This window comes from Pedobacter sp. 22163 (assembly GCF_052045595.1).
Taxonomy (GTDB): Bacteria; Bacteroidota; Bacteroidia; order Sphingobacteriales; family Sphingobacteriaceae; genus Pedobacter.
This window is the reverse complement of the sequence record NZ_JBQEPM010000004.1, coordinates 579,963-596,341: the sequence shown is the minus strand read 5'-3', so window position 1 is coordinate 596,341 and position 16,379 is coordinate 579,963. Positions and strand designations below refer to the sequence as shown.

The 16,379-nt window shown below is 38.3% G+C and carries 15 protein-coding genes; 3 read left to right on the top strand and 12 right to left on the bottom strand.

The window, feature by feature from the left end; all coding sequences use genetic code 11:
• Positions 1–9: 9 nt before the first annotated feature.
• From ACTJKN_RS13720 to ahcY, 3 genes are all read right to left on the bottom strand, one after another.
• Positions 10–351: a DUF6370 family protein gene (locus ACTJKN_RS13720; RefSeq protein WP_440825769.1), complete on the bottom strand. Its 342-nt coding sequence runs from the start codon at positions 349–351 to the stop codon at positions 10–12.
• Between the two features lie 31 nt (positions 352–382).
• Positions 383–1,261, bottom strand: a complete 879-nt coding sequence (locus tag ACTJKN_RS13715; protein ID WP_440825767.1) for a hypothetical protein — start codon at positions 1,259–1,261, stop codon at positions 383–385.
• A 280-nt stretch (positions 1,262–1,541) separates the two neighbouring features.
• Positions 1,542–2,858, bottom strand: coding sequence for an adenosylhomocysteinase (gene ahcY / locus ACTJKN_RS13710; protein ID WP_440825765.1), 1,317 nt, complete (start codon positions 2,856–2,858; stop codon positions 1,542–1,544).
• Positions 2,859–3,215: 357 nt separating this feature from the next.
• Between ahcY and ACTJKN_RS13705 the strand changes: the two genes are divergently transcribed.
• Positions 3,216–3,644, top strand: a complete 429-nt coding sequence (locus ACTJKN_RS13705) for a CBS domain-containing protein (RefSeq protein WP_116252700.1) — start codon at positions 3,216–3,218, stop codon at positions 3,642–3,644.
• A gap of 50 nt (positions 3,645–3,694) precedes the next feature.
• On the opposite strand, the gene ACTJKN_RS13700 is transcribed toward ACTJKN_RS13705, so the two are convergent.
• From ACTJKN_RS13700 to ACTJKN_RS13680, 5 genes are all read right to left on the bottom strand, one after another.
• Complete coding sequence (locus tag ACTJKN_RS13700) at positions 3,695–4,084, bottom strand: bactofilin family protein (protein ID WP_440825763.1); 390 nt, start codon at positions 4,082–4,084, stop codon at positions 3,695–3,697.
• A gap of 5 nt (positions 4,085–4,089) precedes the next feature.
• The gene (locus tag ACTJKN_RS13695) at positions 4,090–4,926 is read right to left on the bottom strand and encodes a M23 family metallopeptidase (protein ID WP_440825761.1); all 837 of its coding nucleotides are present in this window, start codon (positions 4,924–4,926) and stop codon (positions 4,090–4,092) included.
• Between the two features lie 477 nt (positions 4,927–5,403).
• On the bottom strand, positions 5,404–6,852 hold the full coding sequence (locus tag ACTJKN_RS13690; protein WP_440825759.1) for a M20/M25/M40 family metallo-hydrolase: 1,449 nt from the start codon (positions 6,850–6,852) through the stop codon (positions 5,404–5,406).
• A gap of 474 nt (positions 6,853–7,326) precedes the next feature.
• Positions 7,327–8,382: a TerC family protein gene (locus ACTJKN_RS13685; protein ID WP_440825758.1), complete on the bottom strand. Its 1,056-nt coding sequence runs from the start codon at positions 8,380–8,382 to the stop codon at positions 7,327–7,329.
• A complete protein-coding gene (locus ACTJKN_RS13680) occupies positions 8,382–9,353 on the bottom strand; it encodes a polyprenyl synthetase family protein (RefSeq protein ID WP_440825756.1) in 972 nt (323 codons plus the stop codon). Before ACTJKN_RS13680 ends, ACTJKN_RS13685 begins: the two co-directional genes overlap by 1 nt.
• Before the next feature lie 294 nt (positions 9,354–9,647).
• Here ACTJKN_RS13680 and ACTJKN_RS13675 point away from each other — a divergent pair, with 294 nt between their 5' ends.
• A complete protein-coding gene (locus ACTJKN_RS13675) occupies positions 9,648–10,640 on the top strand; it encodes an alpha/beta hydrolase (RefSeq protein WP_440825754.1) in 993 nt (330 codons plus the stop codon).
• A 175-nt stretch (positions 10,641–10,815) separates the two neighbouring features.
• Entirely contained in the window at positions 10,816–11,319 is a 504-nt protein-coding gene (locus ACTJKN_RS13670; RefSeq protein ID WP_440825752.1) for a hypothetical protein, read from the top strand.
• Positions 11,320–11,429: 110 nt separating this feature from the next.
• Here ACTJKN_RS13670 and ACTJKN_RS13665 read toward each other — a convergent pair whose 3' ends face one another.
• The 4 genes from ACTJKN_RS13665 to ACTJKN_RS13650 form a co-directional block, all read right to left on the bottom strand.
• Positions 11,430–12,398, bottom strand: coding sequence for a YpdA family putative bacillithiol disulfide reductase (locus ACTJKN_RS13665; RefSeq protein ID WP_440825750.1), 969 nt, complete (start codon positions 12,396–12,398; stop codon positions 11,430–11,432).
• Positions 12,399–12,455: 57 nt separating this feature from the next.
• Positions 12,456–13,871, bottom strand: coding sequence for an MBL fold metallo-hydrolase (locus ACTJKN_RS13660; RefSeq protein WP_440825748.1), 1,416 nt, complete (start codon positions 13,869–13,871; stop codon positions 12,456–12,458).
• A 243-nt stretch (positions 13,872–14,114) separates the two neighbouring features.
• Complete coding sequence (locus ACTJKN_RS13655) at positions 14,115–15,134, bottom strand: asparaginase (protein ID WP_440825747.1); 1,020 nt, start codon at positions 15,132–15,134, stop codon at positions 14,115–14,117.
• Between the two features lie 341 nt (positions 15,135–15,475).
• Positions 15,476–16,243 (bottom strand): TatD family hydrolase, encoded by a 768-nt coding sequence (locus ACTJKN_RS13650; RefSeq protein ID WP_440825745.1) that lies wholly within the window; start codon positions 16,241–16,243, stop codon positions 15,476–15,478.
• Positions 16,244–16,379 lie beyond the last annotated feature (136 nt).

Genomic DNA, 16,379 nt, shown 5'->3' with positions numbered 1-16,379 from the left:
GTAAAACCACTATTTCTTAACTGGCAATAACTTTATTTCTTTCGCCTTAAAACGGTTATTTACAATTTCGCCAGTAACTTCTGCTTTGCTCACCGCATTGCAAAAACCATGTTCGCCATGCGCATCGCCAAAATCATCAATGCCTTTTCCATCAACAAAATAAGATTTACCATCTATTTTCACGGCTAACTCGCAATCTTTCCCTTTCATTTTAAACTGACATTCTCCACAGGCAATATCTACCGTTTGTTTGGTAATTACTTTTGCTGATGCAGTTTTTTGAGGTACAGTTTGGGCTTTTGCTACAAAACCAAAAAAACTAATGCATAATGTTATAATAATTGCCTTCATAATCATTTACTTTCTTAATTCAATATTAACTTTATTTTGCCAACAACCAAGTGATTAAATCCACTGGTTCCGCTATACTCCAAGAATGCGGATGTTTTTGTGTATTATTCCTTAATCCTCTATCTTTAGTCAAAACGAGTTCTACTTTATTATCTTGCGATTTTTGTTTTAATTTATTGATGTAACCCGCACAATCTGTTACGTTCATATCCGACAGATCCATGCTCCTATTGTTTATCCACCATAAAATATCTGGTTCACTATAAATCCTTAAAGCAGTTGATCGATAGTCTGGCAACATATTTAGTGCTGTATAATCGGGATTGTAAACTGACAACTCTTTTAAACTTTGTTCTTGTTGCTTATGTTCGCTATTTAAAGCATCTAATTTAACCACAAAACTTTTTTCCCGCCCTTTTAGTAACGATTTCCTTAATCTAACCATATCTAGCGGGGGATCTATAGCGAAAACCTTACTGATTTTTATACCCTTATTTTTCTCTGAATAAAACTTTAACGCTGTTGCACCACCAATAGAAAAACCACCAAGATAAAGATCAATTGCTGGTTGAAGTTTATTTTTACGATAAAAATCGGCAATCATTTCACCTAACGTATTCAAGCTTTTTTTATCAATTGGAAAACTTTCATTGTTGGGCGTAAGATTAACCATTACAACCGCTAAACCATGTTTATTGGCTTCTTGTACAATTGTTGATTGAGCCGTTACTGCTGTTGGGCTTTCTAAAAAACCAGGCACCAAAAATAGAACCCCATTAATATTCCCTTCTGACGGGACACTTTGCATGTAAAAACATTCTTTCCCAAAAAGATGATCGTTTTCTACTTTAACCTGTGCACGTACAATAAAACCAGCAAATAAAATTAATATGGAGAGTAAATATTTCATTAAGATACATTTTTTTCAAATGTAAGTTTTCAGGGGCAAAAGAACCACAATCCGCTGTAAAATAAACCTGATGGGAACGAACATCCCGATTCTTCCATCGGGATAAAGTGTACAGCAGGACTGAAACCTCTGAAGAGAACAGGAACCAACGTTTTCAAAAAATAGGAGACGCGCCGAGACGTAGGGACACTCCTCTTGAGAGGGGAATAAAAAAGGGATATGCAATTTGCACATCCCTTTGATATTATTAAATTTCAGTTACTGCGAACTGAAAACTGAACTAGTATCTGTATGTATCTGCTTTAAACGGACCTTCTACCGGTACACCGATATAATCAGCCTGGTGTTGATCCAAAACATCTAATTCTACACCAATTTTTTCTAAGTGTAAACGGGCAACTTTTTCATCTAAATGTTTAGGCAAAGTATAAACTTTGTTTTCGTAAGCAGCAGTGTTGGTCCAAAGCTCCAATTGAGCCAAAGTTTGGTTCGTGAATGAGTTACTCATTACAAAACTTGGGTGACCAGTTGCACAACCTAAGTTAACCAAACGACCTTCGGCCAAGATGATTACATCTTTACCATCAATGGTATATTTATCAACCTGAGGTTTAATCTCCACTTTGGTATCGCCATAATTGCCGTTTAACCAAGCCATGTCGATTTCGTTATCGAAGTGACCAATGTTACAAACAATTGCTTTGTCTTTTAATGCACGGAAATGTTTTTCGCGTACAATATCACAGTTACCAGTAGTAGTTACCACGATATCAGCTTCTTTAATTGCAGTATCTAAACGTTTAACTTCATAACCTTCCATTGCAGCCTGTAAAGCACAGATCGGATCAATTTCAGTAACAATAACACGTACACCTTGCGAGCTTAAAGATTCTGCAGAACCTTTACCCACATCGCCATAACCACAAACAACGGCAACTTTACCAGCCATCATTACATCAGTTGCACGACGGATCGCATCAACCAATGACTCACGACATCCGTATTTGTTATCGAATTTAGATTTGGTAACCGAATCGTTTACGTTAATTGCAGGTACGTGCAATGTTCCGTTTTTCATTCTTTCGTACAAACGGTGAACACCAGTTGTAGTTTCTTCTGATAAACCTTTAATAGCTGCAATTAGCTCAGGATATTTATCAAAAACCATATTGGTTAAATCGCCACCATCATCCAAAATCATGTTTAATGGTTGTTGCTCCGGACCGAAGTGTAAAGTTTGCTCAATACACCAATCAAATTCTTCTTCGTTTAAACCTTTCCAGGCATAAACCTGAATACCAGCAGCAGCAATTGCAGCAGCAGCGTGATCTTGTGTAGAAAAAATATTGCAAGATGACCAGGTAACTTCAGCACCCAGTGCAGTTAATGTTTCGATTAATACAGCCGTTTGGATGGTCATGTGCAGGCAACCTGCAATACGCGCACCTTTTAACGGTTGTGTTGGACCGAATTCTTTACGTAAACTCATTAAACCGGGCATTTCTGCTTCGGCTAATTCGATTTCTTTACGGCCCCATTCTGCCAGTGAAATGTCCTTAACTTTGTAAGGGATATAAGAAGTCTCTACTGATGACATAATTATTTGTTTTAAAATGAAATGCAAAGTTACCACATCCCTTTGTGAAAGCCAAATAATTAAAAGTACAAGCAGGTTTACAGATTGTAAAATAGTACTTCTATTTCACTACAAGTTCCAATACTTCATGTCTTAGCTATTTTTGAAAAGCAAGTCTGTAGTTCTTAGCTCAGCTTCGGCCCTGCCATACATTATAGCTCCGATGAATCCCGATGCAAAATCGGGATGGAGGCTGCCGTTCCTCTCAGGTTCAGATATATAAAACTGTGCGTTGTTTGTAAACCCGAGAACAACCTGAAATAAAACTTTGATTTACAGCCAATTATTTCTTAAATTGTTATAACCAAATTAAGTTTTATGAAAAGCGTAAAACACTTGTTAGATACCAAACAGGTACGGATTATCTCGGTATCAGAAAATATTTCTGTTTTAGATGCCTTAAAAGTAATGACAGAAAAGAACATCAGCGCGGTATTGGTCATGGAAAACGATCGGCTACATGGCATTTTTACGGAACGCGATTATGCCAGAAAAATCATCCTTCAGGGTAAATCATCAAAAGATACTTTGATTAAAGAAGCAATGACGGCCAGTCCGATCACCATTAACTTAAGCGACAGTATTGATTACTGCATGGAACTGATGACCGATAAACACATCCGTCATTTACCAGTTGTAGAAAACGACGAAGTAAAAGGAATGGTTTCAATCGGTGATGTGGTAAAGTTTATCATTGCAGATCAAAAACAGACCATTTCGCAATTGGAAAGCTACATTAGTGGTTAATGCTGAGTTAGATTATGTTGGTTGGTGAGACACCAACCAATAGATGAAGCCTACGCTTTCACCGCAACTTTATCTTCTGTTTTGCCTGATTGGTGCATTTCGAGTTTTCCATTGTATTGTGCACCTAGTTCAATTTCAAGGGCTTCCGTTTTGATGTCACCATTAACCCTGCCCGTCTTTTTTATTTCCAGATTTTGAGCTTTCACATTTCCGTTAACGGTTCCATAAATAATGGCAGAACCTGTTTGAATGTCGCCTTTAATCATCCCTTTTTCACCCAAAACAATACCGCCTTCAACATTTACATTTCCGATTACGGTTCCATCGATCCTCACTACTGCTTTCCCTTTTAGTTCGCCTGTAATGGTAAAGCCGAGGCCTATGATAGTCGAAATCTCCTGCTGATTTAAGTCTTTAATCTGATTGTTTTTCTTGAACATGTTTCTTATAAGGTTAAAAAGGATCTTGGATTTATAACTTTACCATTTTTATGCACTTCATAATGTAAATGTGGCCCGGTTGACCGCCCGGTTGAGCCCGCTTTGCCAATATTGTTGCCTGCAACAACATCCTCATCTACTTTTACCAAAATTTTAGAAAGGTGACCATAGTAGGTTTCAAAACCATTACCGTGTTTAATTACGATGCAATTGCCATAACCACCGCGCCTTCCTGCAAAAATCACCTTACCGTTCGCTGTACATTTAACAATGTCGCCATAATTGGCCCTGATATCGAGTCCTTTATGTGTCTCCACATTTTCACCACTAAAAGGATTTTCGCGGTGTCCATACCCGGATGTGATTGTACCTAAATGTGGATAACCCATAGGCGTATAGGCTACATTATAAGCAATTTTACTCAGGTAGTTATCGTAAAACTCGCCGATTTCTTCAGCAGATAGAATATCATCACTTTGCTCTCCACCTTCGTTACCCGTTAAAATCGGCTTTAGTCCTCTTGCTTTTAGGTATTTATTGATGGTAAGCAGTTTTTTATCTATTGATTGGTAATGCTTTTTTAGGGAAGAAGTATCGATAACAGATAGTTTGTCTTTACTTTTTAAAAGCGCCAGTTCGAGTTTACCCTTGGCTAATTCTACACTCGAATTACTACGGATCAGGTAAAATATGCTGGATATGAGTATTAAGAATAATCCTAAAACGCCTAAAATATACTTTTTCCAATGTACAATGTATCCTGTTGGAACTTGGATGGGCTTGCTTGAACTTTGATTATTATTTACAAAAATTACGGTTGTTTTGTTCCGTTTTCTGTTCATTTTTACTCAGATTTTTTGTTTGGGACTAAAACAAATATATGATTAACAACCACATAGTCAAAAACAAAGCTCAGATTTAACACTTACAGGAATAAAAATCACAACGTATTAACTTCGAATTAACCTATACTTCATTGCTCATGCTCGCTAAAGACAGATGTGTAACATTTAAGTGGCTTTCGTTGTAAAGCTCTTTAGGTGTCTCGCAAAGATTTCTCCACTGCGGTCGAAATGACGAATCTACTAATACTTTATTTCCGCCATTTTGAGCGGAGCACGGCGAAGCCGAGAAATCTTTTAATGCAGTCTCGCAAAGATTTTCCTCCGAAGGAGTTCCTTTGGAACACTACGGTCGAAATGACGAATTATCTTACGGGAATTAATCATATCTGTGCAATCCTAAAATCGGTGTAATCAACCCGCAGGCAACATCAGTGTAATCACCCCGTAAGGAAAGAGGCAAGAAAATCTATGAAATTATTTCCACCTCCACTCGCCGGCAATACTCAAAGGCTCCTTTAGGTTCTGAGATTCTAAGAAAGCCCTTAATTCTTCTTCACCCTGAACACCGACAGGAATTTTCGGTGTATTGGCTAAAGCATAAGTTAACATAGCGCTGTAACGTACAGTATTTTTAAGTTCCTGCTCATCAACCAGTTTAAAACTATCGCCATCTGAGTGATAAAATGGACCAGAATTGTTTGGTAATTTACCACCAAAACCACCGCCAGTGGGAATACCTTCTAGCATAAACGGTTGATGATCGCTATGTAAACCAGCACCAGCATTAAACAGATTTTTGAAACCGGTATCAATTTTTACAATATCAGCTCCCCAGGCCGTAAACAAATCTTTCATTTCTGCTCTTGAAGTAGAAAAACCTTTCGGATCGTTGGTCATATCGTAATTCAGCATAAACTTAACCTGGCTTAATGTTTTGTCTTTCTTAGCCTGATCGATGTATGCTTTAGACCCCAACAAACCTTGCTCCTCGCCCATAAACAATACAAACTCTACGGTACGTTTGGTTTTTAAATTCAGTTTTTTAAAGGTACGTGCCATATCCATAATCGCAAAAGAACCAATTCCATTATCAATTGCACCAGTTGCTAAGTCCCAGCTATCTAAATGTCCACCCACCACAATTTTATCCTTAGGCCATTCAGTTCCTTTAAAAGTAGCAACTACGTTTCTCGCTTTGATTAAACCAGAGAAATTCGTCATGGCGATATGTGCAATCTGCGACTGTGATTTAATTTTTTCCTTTAAAGCTGTACCTTCTTCTAATCCAATACAAATAGCAGGAATAGGGATCAATTTACCCGTTACCGAAGCCGTTCCGGTTAAAAGCACGCCACCTTTTACCGTATTGATGATGATTACCCCAATTGCGCCGTATTTTGTGGCAATGGCAGTTTTTTCTGAGCGGTGTAATGACTTTGTTCCAGCCGGAGAGCCTGGTAATACACCCAAATAAATCAATGCAATTTTACCTTTAAACTTCTCAGGACTGGCTTGATAATCTGCCTCCAATCCGTTACCTGCATCTACTATCTCACCAGTAACGTCTGCACTAACCGGCGAATGCGCTAAAGTAACAGCCTTCATTTTGGTCAAACTGTTTTTATCAGCACCAATTTCTACACTGATTGTTTTTCTTGCCCAGCTTTCTACTTCGAAAGGTTGAAACTTCACTTCACAGCCATAAGATTTTAATAAATCGAAAACATATTGCTCTGCTTTTGCACCGTTTGTAGAACCCGTTAAACGATGACCGATAGTTTCCGTTTCATATTTAAGTGTTTGATAAGCTTTTGAATTTTGCTGTACATCGGTATTGATCTTGGCAAAAACATCACCGAATTTATCCTGGGCATTTACAAATAAAGTGGTACAAAGAAGGGCGGTAGAGAAAAGGTATTTCATTAGGTTAAGTTATATCTGCTGAAAGTACAAATTTTAGCTAGAGATTGCCAGCTGTAACGTTTATTTTGCTTTAGTTTTCTTTACCACAATAAAAGAACTAGCAATCTTTTCCCCATGCACAACCTTGCCTCGGCTCACCGCCGCCGATGGGCTCTTTCTTTTCTCTTGATAGAAAAGAAACAAAAGATCAAGGCTTGCATTCTTTCTTGTAAAAAACTACAAAAATCTCAATTGCGGCAGTCTATAGGCTCTTTCCTAACCTCATTGCCACCACACTCGCTTAAACACTGCCTTGGTCTGTGGAAGCATTGGTAAAACTGCAAAGATTTTTGTGTTTTTTCCTACGAAAATCTGCTAGGCCACACAGCAAAATGCAGTTACCACACTTAGCACTTTACAAAACAAAAAACTTAAATGTACTCAGGTGACTTAGGTGGTTAAAATAATTTTAGCAAAAATGTTTTAGATGATAAACTAAGGTTTTACTTGTACTTTTTTCTTCGGAAACACCAAAGAAGCCACAATACTCATCACTAAGATACTCAGAATTACGATCAAGGAATGCTCAGTAGTGAAACCCCATTTCTCCAGATAAGTATGTCCCAGCATTTTTATTCCGATAAAGGCCAATAATACGGCTAATCCGGTTTTTAAATAGTGGAATTTATGGATGATATTCACCAACAGGAAGAACATGGAACGTAAACCCATGATGGCAAAAATATTAGAGAAAAATACAATGTAAGGGTCTTTTGTTACCGCAAAAATAGCCGGGATAGAATCGACAGCGAATAAAAGATCGGTAAACTCAACGATCAGCAGCACCAAAAACAAAGGCGTTACCAGCGTTTTATGGTTAATTTTTACGAAGAACTTTTTCCCCTCGTACTTAGGGTGAATAGAAAATATTTTCGAAGCCCATTTAACCACTGGATGATTTTCCGGATCAATCTTATCATCCTCATCTTTGCTGAAGAACATTTTTACTCCGGTAAAAACAAGGAAAGCGCCAAACAAATAGAGTATCCAGGCAAATTTTGCAATTAGTGCTGCACCAACAAAAATGAAGATGAAACGCATAATAATGGCGCCCAAAATACCCCAGAATAATACACGGTGATAATATTTTTCTTCAACGGCAAAGGCAGAAAAAACGAGTACGATCACAAAGATATTATCTACAGAAAGTGCATATTCAATTACATACCCCGTTAAAAATTCTAAGCCGAGGTTTTGTTTATATACCGCTAAACTTCCTTCAAAATCATTAGGAATTAATTTAATGTGGTGCTGGTGTCGGGTTACAATTTCTTGCAGGTGTGCAAAATCCTTTATTCCATGTAACTGGTGCCCTTCGGTTAACAGGATAAAGTAAAAACCGATAGCTAAAGCCACCATAATCAAACTCATCACCCCAGCTTGTTTTAAGCTTACCACATGCTCTTTCCGGCTAAATAGACCAAGGTCTAAAGCAAGAATCAATGCAATAAAAAGAAGAAAACCTAAGCTAAAAAGTAATTCGTTACCCATTATTTTTTACGTTCAGTGGTGTACAGTACAAGTAGTTCTAAACCAGTTCGTGCTTCGCCTGCCTCAAAACTGTGCAAAATATCAAATGCTTCTTTCTGGTACTCCAGCATTTTCTGGTTCGCGTAATACACACCTTCGTGTGCATTAACGAAATCTATAATTTGCTGAATTTTAACCGGGTCGTCCTGATGGTTTTTCACCAGGTTAATTATTTTTTTACGTTCAGTTTTTTCAGCTTTATTCAGTGCATAAATTAAAGGCAGCGTTACTTTCTTCTCTTTAATATCAATACCTAAAGGTTTGCCTACATCATCGGTACCGAAATCGAAGGTATCGTCTTTAATCTGAAAGGCAATTCCTACTTTTTCGCCAAACAGACGCATTTTTTCTATCGTATCATCATCAGCACCTGCCGAAGCAGCCCCCGCAGCGCAACAAGAAGCGATTAAAGAAGCGGTTTTCTGTCTGATCACATCAAAATATAAATCTTCCGAAATATCCATCCTCCGCACCTTTTCCACCTGCAATAGCTCTCCTTCACTCATTTGTTTTACCGCTTCCGATACAATCTGTAACAAACGGTGTTCGTTATTGTTTACCGAAAGTAATAATCCTTTAGCCAACAGGTAATCGCCAACCAGAACGGCGATCTTGTTTTTCCATAAAGCATTGATAGAGAAAAAGCCACGGCGCTCATAAGCATTATCGACCACATCATCATGCACCAAAGTAGCGGTATGTAAAAGCTCGACCAAAGCAGCTCCACGATGGGTTGATTCTGTAATTCCACCGCATAGTTTAGCCGCAAAAAACACGAACATCGGCCGCATTTGTTTGCCTTTTTGCTTTACAATATAATGGGTAATCCTATCCAGCAACGGTGCGTCGCTATGCATAGATTCTTTAAAGGTTTTTTCAAACGCTTTAATATCAGCAGCAATAGGTGTTTTTATCTGTTCGATTCCCGGCATTAAGTCGAAAAATTTTGATTGCAAACTTAAGCTAATTTCCCATAAAAAGGTAATGTGCAATCGTATTATTAAGGATTTGAAAAGTAATAGTTTAATCTTTAACATCTTTTGCTCCTGCTATTGCCCATAGTTCTCGCCCTCATGCTTCAGACCTGTGGGCTATTTGGCGCCATCAGGTTTAACATTATGGGTTAGTGTAGGTAAAAACCCCTCCATACGATAATTAATTCCTCAAAAATATTAGCTTTATTTAATTTCAAATTTTACATTTAAACCAATATTCGCTGAGCCTAGATGAAAAAACGCTACAAAGTACTTATCGGCCTTTCGGCATTAATTGTTGCAGGCTACCTACTGGGGCCAAAACCCAAAAAACCGGTTTATAACAAAGAACTCACACAGGTTCCCGATCTGGAAGATTTAGACCGTTATGTGGCCAGCATAGAATCGATGCATAAAATAAAACCGGGTAACGAAGCCGAAATCATCTGGGCCGATCCTCTCCACAAGCAAACCGAGTATGCCATTGTTTACCTGCATGGTTTTTCGGCATCCAAAACAGAAGGAAACCCCGTTTACCTAAATTTAGCAAAAGAGTTAAATGCCAACTTATATTTAGCGCGTTTGGCCGACCATGGCATTGATACACTTGCGCCCATGCAATATTTCACTGCCGACCGCCTTTGGGAAACCAGTAAACAGGCTTATGCCATCGGCAAAAAACTGGGCAAAAAAGTAATTTTAGTAGGCACTTCTACCGGTGGAACTGTCGCTTTAAAACTAGCGGCAACCTATCCAGAAATTAACAGTTTAATTTTATTGTCGCCAAATGTGGCCATTAACGACAAAAATGCCTGGCTTTTGAATAATCCATGGGGCTTACAGATTGCCAGAAAAGTTGTTGGTGGCGATGAACGCAAAGTAGACGATCGCACTGATGAATATAAAAAATATTGGTACACCAATTACCGCCTCGAATCTCTGGTAGAACTGGAAGAGTTTATCGAAAGCAGTATGGTAAAAACGACTTTCCAAAAAGTAAAACAACCTGTTTTAATGCTGTATTATTACAAAAATGAACTCGAGCAAGATCCTGTGGTCCGTGTAGATGCTATGCTGAAAATGTTCGATGAACTGGGTACACCGAATAATTTAAAAAGAAAGGTTGCTATCCCCAACGCAGGGAATCACGTAATGGGATCGTATATTACCTCTAAAGATTTGACAAGTGTAAATGGGGCCATTGAGAGTTTTGTAAGTGCTAAATTGAATGTCCCCATTTTATGATTATACTTTTAAAAGAATGGTCGTCCTCTCGACTGAAGCGCAGCGAAATGGAGAGATCTTTTGCCATAGATTTAGCTTCGCTGAGCCTTCGGGTTCTCGACTGCGTTGCACTCCGCTCGAAATGACGATCCGCGCTGATATCTATTATATAAGTTAAATCTAAATCTCGCTCTTTATGAAAAACAAACCATTATTACTGGAAATTTTATGGCTCTTAGCCTGCATTGCAATTAGCATAATTATCGGCCTCTGCATATTTGGAAAAACTGTTTTTAGCAATTCCATTGATATCAATCTTCACGACACCTATTTTGTGATTAAAAAACAGCATTTATTGATATCCTTTTTTATCGTCGTTTCTTTTTCCATTTACTACTTTAAAGAGTTTAAACACTCATTTCGCAGAAAAATTCAACGCTCATTTATTTTCTTTTTAGGCTTTATTTTAATCATTCTTGCATCCCTTGCGGTACAGCTTTTGCCATTTTTTAATCCATACAATGTTAACGGCTGGACAGTCTACCCTCCACTATCTATGCAAACAGAAATCAATCAATACGAACAAAACTTCTTTATCTTAACGGTCGTATCTAAAGCTGTACTTATACTTCAAATTATAGTAGTGTCTATGATGTTATCTGTAGCGTTTAAATGGGGGAGATCAAAAATAACCAATTAACTTCAGGGGTCTAAAAGCCTGCGCCCAGAAGACTTCGGAAGTTTTAACGTGGGTGTAAGACTTACGAAGTTATTCCATCGCTGATCCCCTGGCTAAACTTCGTAAGAAATTTAACTCAGAATATTTTTTACAATCATTTCGGCGTGCACCCTTGAGTTTTCGATAAAAAGTTTGTGTGTATCCAATCCACCGCAAACTACACCAGCCAAATACAAACCTTTTACATTGGTTTCCATTGTTTCTTCGTTGTAAACCGGGCACAGTGTTTCGGGTAGTTCGATGCCGAATTTCCTAAGCATTCCAAAATCTGGTTGATAACCCGTCATTGCAATTACAAAATCGTTCGGGATGGTTTTTACTCCCTCCGGTGTTTTGATATCTACTTCACCTTCTCTTATTTCAAGCAATTCTGAACTAAAAAATGCTTTAACTTCTCCCTCTTTAATCCTGTTCTGAATATCCGGACGTACCCAATATTTAACATGGGGACCAAGATCGTTACTACGAACAACCATGGTTACATTTGCACCTTTCCGATATGTTTCTAAAGCAGCATCTACGCCCGAGTTATTGGCGCCAACCACTACCACATTTTGAAATGCATATAAATGCGGGTCTTTATAATAATGCGTTACTTTTGGTAAATCCTCTCCTGGAACATTCATCAACAATGGCACATCATAAAAACCTGTTGCTACAATTACATTATTTGCCGTATAATCGGTTTTGGAGGTATTGATTTCGAAAACATCATGATCATTTTTAACAACCTGTTTTACGCTTTCGAAAAGATGAATATTTAAATCAAATTTTTCGGCCACACGGCGGTAATATTCAACCGCTTCATTTCGGTTAGGTTTCGGACTGATGGTTACGAAAGGAACTCCTCCAATTTCTAACTTTTGAGAAGTAGAAAAGAAGGTCATAAATACAGGATAATTGAACAAACTGTTTACCAAAGCACCTTTCTCTACAATTACATAGCTTAGATTTGCTTTTTGGGCTTCAATTGCACAAGCCATCCCTATCGGGCCAGCACCGATAATTAGTACGTCGTAATGATTTTGATTTTCAGACATCTGAATGTTTTAATTCCGCTTTAAGATTGCTTCGTCGTTCCTCCTCGCAATGACGAATTATGATACTTTCATTGCTTTGCTTGGGCAGGCGAAATCGGTTCTTTTTAAACCAGTATTTTTAATTGCGCCGTAACCGCCTGCAACATCGATCACATTTTCTACCCCACGCGATTTTAAGATGGAAGCAGCAATCATCGAGCGGTAGCCACCTGCACAGTGAATGTAATAGGTAGATTTTGGATTGATTTCGCCAGTCCAGTCGTTAATAAAATCTAAGGGACGGCTCAGTGTAAATTCGAGATGTTCTGATTCATATTCACCTGGTTTACGTACATCAAGGGCAGTAATTTCTCCGTTAAGACTAGCGGTTTCAAATGCCTCTGCAGAGATTGATTCAATAGTATCGATTTCCTTGCTGGCATCAGTCCATCTTTCGAAACCACCATCTAAATAACCAATCGTGCTATCGTATCCTACGCGGGTTAAGCGGGTAATGGTTTCTTCTTCTTTACCCTGATCTGTAATCAATAAAATGGGCTGCTGTAAATCGGTAATCAAAGCACCAACCCAGGGTGCAAACTGTCCGTTAAGGCCAATATTGATCGAATTTGGAATAAAACCTTTGGCAAAAACCTGTGGATCGCGGGTATCAAGCATAATCGCCCCTGTTTGGTTTGCAGTATCTTCAAAAGCTTGCGGGGTTAAAGCGTTTAATCCTTTCTCGTAAACCTCATCAATACTTTCCACCCCGCCTTTATTAATGGCAGCATTTTTAGCAAAATATTGTGGTGGTGGTAAAATGCCATCTGTTACTTCAGCAATAAACTGCGCTTTAGTTTCGGCTTTTAAAGCGTAATTTACTTCTTTTTGGTGCCCCAAAGTATCAAAAGTTTCCTTACTCATGCTTTTACCACAGGCAGAACCTGCACCATGTGCCGGATAAACAATTACATCATCAGCTAAAGGCTTTATTTTTTCATTTAACGAATCGTAAAGCATTCCGGCTAAATCTTCCATGGTTAAATGGCCCTTCTGTGCTAAGTCCGGGCGACCAACATCGCCAATAAATAAGGTATCGCCACTAAAAATGCAGTAATCTTTTCCATCTTCATCGCTTAGCAGATAAGTTGTCGATTCTAAAGTATGCCCGGGAGTATGTAAAGCGGTAATGGTTATATTTCCAATTTTAAACTGCTCGCCATCTTTAGCAATGTGCGATTTAAATTCGGTTTTAGCGGTTGGGCCATAGATAATTTCGGCACCGGATTTCTCTGCCAAATCTACATGTCCGGAAACAAAATCGGCATGAAAATGCGTTTCAAAAATATATTTAATGGTGGCTCCTGCTTTTTCAGCTTTCTTTAAATATGTTCCAACCTCTCTTAGCGGATCAATAATTGCAGCCTCACCATTACTTTCGATGTAATAAGCGGCTTCTGCCAGGCAACCTGTATATATTTGTTCTATTTTCATGTTTTCTTCGCAACGTCACCCTGAATTTATTTCAGGGTCTTACTAGAAAGATACTGAAACAAGTTCAGCATGACGGATCTATTAAAGCAAAAATAGCGCTAAATACTTATAACCGAAATGATGTGGGTCATAATTGCAGAAGTTTTACTTATTTCGGCATAGACCTTGCAGGTTTGTGAAACTTGAAAGGTCTAGTAGAAGCCTGGAACTGAAAACTGTAAATTGCCAGAATCCCGTCTAATACTAATCTTTAGTCAATTCACCCCTTAGCGATTCTTCCATTAATTTACGACTTTCTTCTATTGACAAGCCTAAGCCCATTACAAACATTAGCTTTGTAACTGTAGCCTCGAAAGTTAAATCGTAGCCACTTAAAATACCCATTTTCAGCAATTCTCTACTGGTTTCGTAACGTCCCAATTGTACAGAGCCTTTTTTACACTGAGAGATATCGATGATTATCTTTCCATTCAAAATAGCCTGACGCAAACTATCTAAAAACCATTGAGCAGTTGTGGTATTGCCCGAACCAAAAGTTTCTAAAATAATGGCATCTACTTTCGAATCTGTTATTGCCTGAACCGCCTGTGGCGTTATTCCAGGGTATAATTTCAGTACCCCGATGTTAGAATTAAAATTGGTGTGTAATTTCAATTCTCCTTTCGATGCTTTAAGAATATAATTTCTATAAAACTGCAGGTGAACACCCGCTTCGGCAAGTATCGGATAATTTGGCGAACGGAAAGCTTCGAACTTTTCGCTGTTATATTTTATAGAGCGGTTGCCCCTAAATAACTGGGAATCAAAATATATACAAACCTCTGGAAAAAGTGCTTTTCCATCTTCTTTGGTCGCTGCAATCTCTAGAGCGGTAATTAAATTCTCTTTAGCGTCAGTCCTGATTTCGCCAATAGGCAGTTGCGAACCGGTTAAAACAACAGGCTTAGCTAGATTTTCGAGCATAAAGCTCAATGCCGATGCGGTGAATGCCATAGTATCAGATCCATGCAGAATAACAAAACCATCGTATTGATCATATTTATGATAAACCAGTTCGGCTAATGTTTTCCATATTTCAGGATCCATGTTTGAAGAATCCAATACCGGATTGAAGGAATGCACATCTAAATCGTAATCTAAACGGCTTAATTCAGGAACGTTTTCTTTTATCTGCTGAAAATCAAATGGAATTAACATCCCATTTGTAGGATCGTTAACCATACCGATGGTACCGCCGGTATAAATTATTAATATTTTGGTCATTTGGTTGGGTGAAGGTTGCTCACCGCAAAGAAACTAAAAATTTACAAATGATCGGACGATATTTTCAAATTAGCAACAAAAAAGTCAAAAACAGTTAACATATTGCCAATATAATAAATTTTAAGCAACTATTTTACAATACAAGAAATTCAATACAATCGTGATTCCCAACTTGATTGGGAATCGTAATGCCTTGGCCGGGTTTGTAGATTACATAAGATTCCCGCCTGCGCGGGAAAGACGATCTTCCGTCAGAATCTGTCATTAGTAATTTGTTTCAGGATCTGATAGGAAAGATGCTGAAATAAATTCAGCATGACCGCCTAGCAAAAAATTGATGTTTAAACCCCGAAAATTTTCTTCGAATTCTCTGTGGTTACATTTGCAATTTCTTCAATAGGAACGCCATAAATATCGGCCAGTTTTTGGGCTACATAAATCAAATAACTACTTTCATTGGGTTTTCCGCGGAAAGGAACTGGTGCCAAATAAGGCGAATCTGTCTCTAAAACTAAGTTAGCTAAAGGAATCTCTGACAATACCAGGTCCAATCCAGCTTTTTTATAGGTAACCACACCACCAATGCCTAAATAGAAATTTAAGTCGATGGCCTGTTTAGCCTGTGCTAAATTGCCCGTAAAACAATGGAATATTCCGCGCAGTTTTTTATCCCTTTCACTTTCCAATAGCTCAAAAACCTCATCAAAAGCCTCGCGACAATGGATCACGATCGGCAAACCTAAATCTTTTGCCCAACCAATCTGTTTGCGAAAAGCATCTTGTTGAATGGCCAAGGTAGTTTTATCCCAATAAAGATCGATCCCGATTTCGCCGATGGCATAAATTTTCCTACCGGAAATGCTATTGTAAATTTCGTCCAATTGAGCAAGATAATCTTCCTTCACATCGCAGGGATGCAGACCTGCCATTGCAAAACAGTTTGCTGGATATTTCGCCACCAGATCATCTATCATGGCAATTGATTTTACATCAACATTAGGTAGAAACAAACGATTAACGCCGTTCTCGAAACAGCGCTCCATCAACTGCGCCTGCTTCTCCGCATCCTGCTCGTAATATAAATGGGTATGGGTATCGGTAAAAATCATGTTTATAATGTAAAATGGGTAATGAAAAATAGATGATGGGCTATATTATTTATCATGAATGTTATTAAAAGTCGATTTCTTCTCGAATCTGCCTTGTTGAGCTTGTCGAAACACTTTGCAACAAATTTTTAGCAAG

Coding starts and splice junctions, on each gene's coding strand:
- ACTJKN_RS13720 (WP_440825769.1), bottom strand. CDS start 351: ATGAAGGCAATTATTATAACATTATGCATTAGTTTTTTTGGTTTTGTA.
- ACTJKN_RS13715 (WP_440825767.1), bottom strand. CDS start 1,261: ATGAAATATTTACTCTCCATATTAATTTTATTTGCTGGTTTTATTGTA.
- ahcY (WP_440825765.1), bottom strand. CDS start 2,858: ATGTCATCAGTAGAGACTTCTTATATCCCTTACAAAGTTAAGGACATT.
- ACTJKN_RS13705 (WP_116252700.1), top strand. CDS start 3,216: ATGAAAAGCGTAAAACACTTGTTAGATACCAAACAGGTACGGATTATC.
- ACTJKN_RS13700 (WP_440825763.1), bottom strand. CDS start 4,084: ATGTTCAAGAAAAACAATCAGATTAAAGACTTAAATCAGCAGGAGATT.
- ACTJKN_RS13695 (WP_440825761.1), bottom strand. CDS start 4,926: ATGAACAGAAAACGGAACAAAACAACCGTAATTTTTGTAAATAATAAT.
- ACTJKN_RS13690 (WP_440825759.1), bottom strand. CDS start 6,852: ATGAAATACCTTTTCTCTACCGCCCTTCTTTGTACCACTTTATTTGTA.
- ACTJKN_RS13685 (WP_440825758.1), bottom strand. CDS start 8,382: ATGGGTAACGAATTACTTTTTAGCTTAGGTTTTCTTCTTTTTATTGCA.
- ACTJKN_RS13680 (WP_440825756.1), bottom strand. CDS start 9,353: ATGCCGGGAATCGAACAGATAAAAACACCTATTGCTGCTGATATTAAA.
- ACTJKN_RS13675 (WP_440825754.1), top strand. CDS start 9,648: ATGAAAAAACGCTACAAAGTACTTATCGGCCTTTCGGCATTAATTGTT.
- ACTJKN_RS13670 (WP_440825752.1), top strand. CDS start 10,816: ATGAAAAACAAACCATTATTACTGGAAATTTTATGGCTCTTAGCCTGC.
- ACTJKN_RS13665 (WP_440825750.1), bottom strand. CDS start 12,398: ATGTCTGAAAATCAAAATCATTACGACGTACTAATTATCGGTGCTGGC.
- ACTJKN_RS13660 (WP_440825748.1), bottom strand. CDS start 13,871: ATGAAAATAGAACAAATATATACAGGTTGCCTGGCAGAAGCCGCTTAT.
- ACTJKN_RS13655 (WP_440825747.1), bottom strand. CDS start 15,134: ATGACCAAAATATTAATAATTTATACCGGCGGTACCATCGGTATGGTT.
- ACTJKN_RS13650 (WP_440825745.1), bottom strand. CDS start 16,243: ATGATTTTTACCGATACCCATACCCATTTATATTACGAGCAGGATGCG.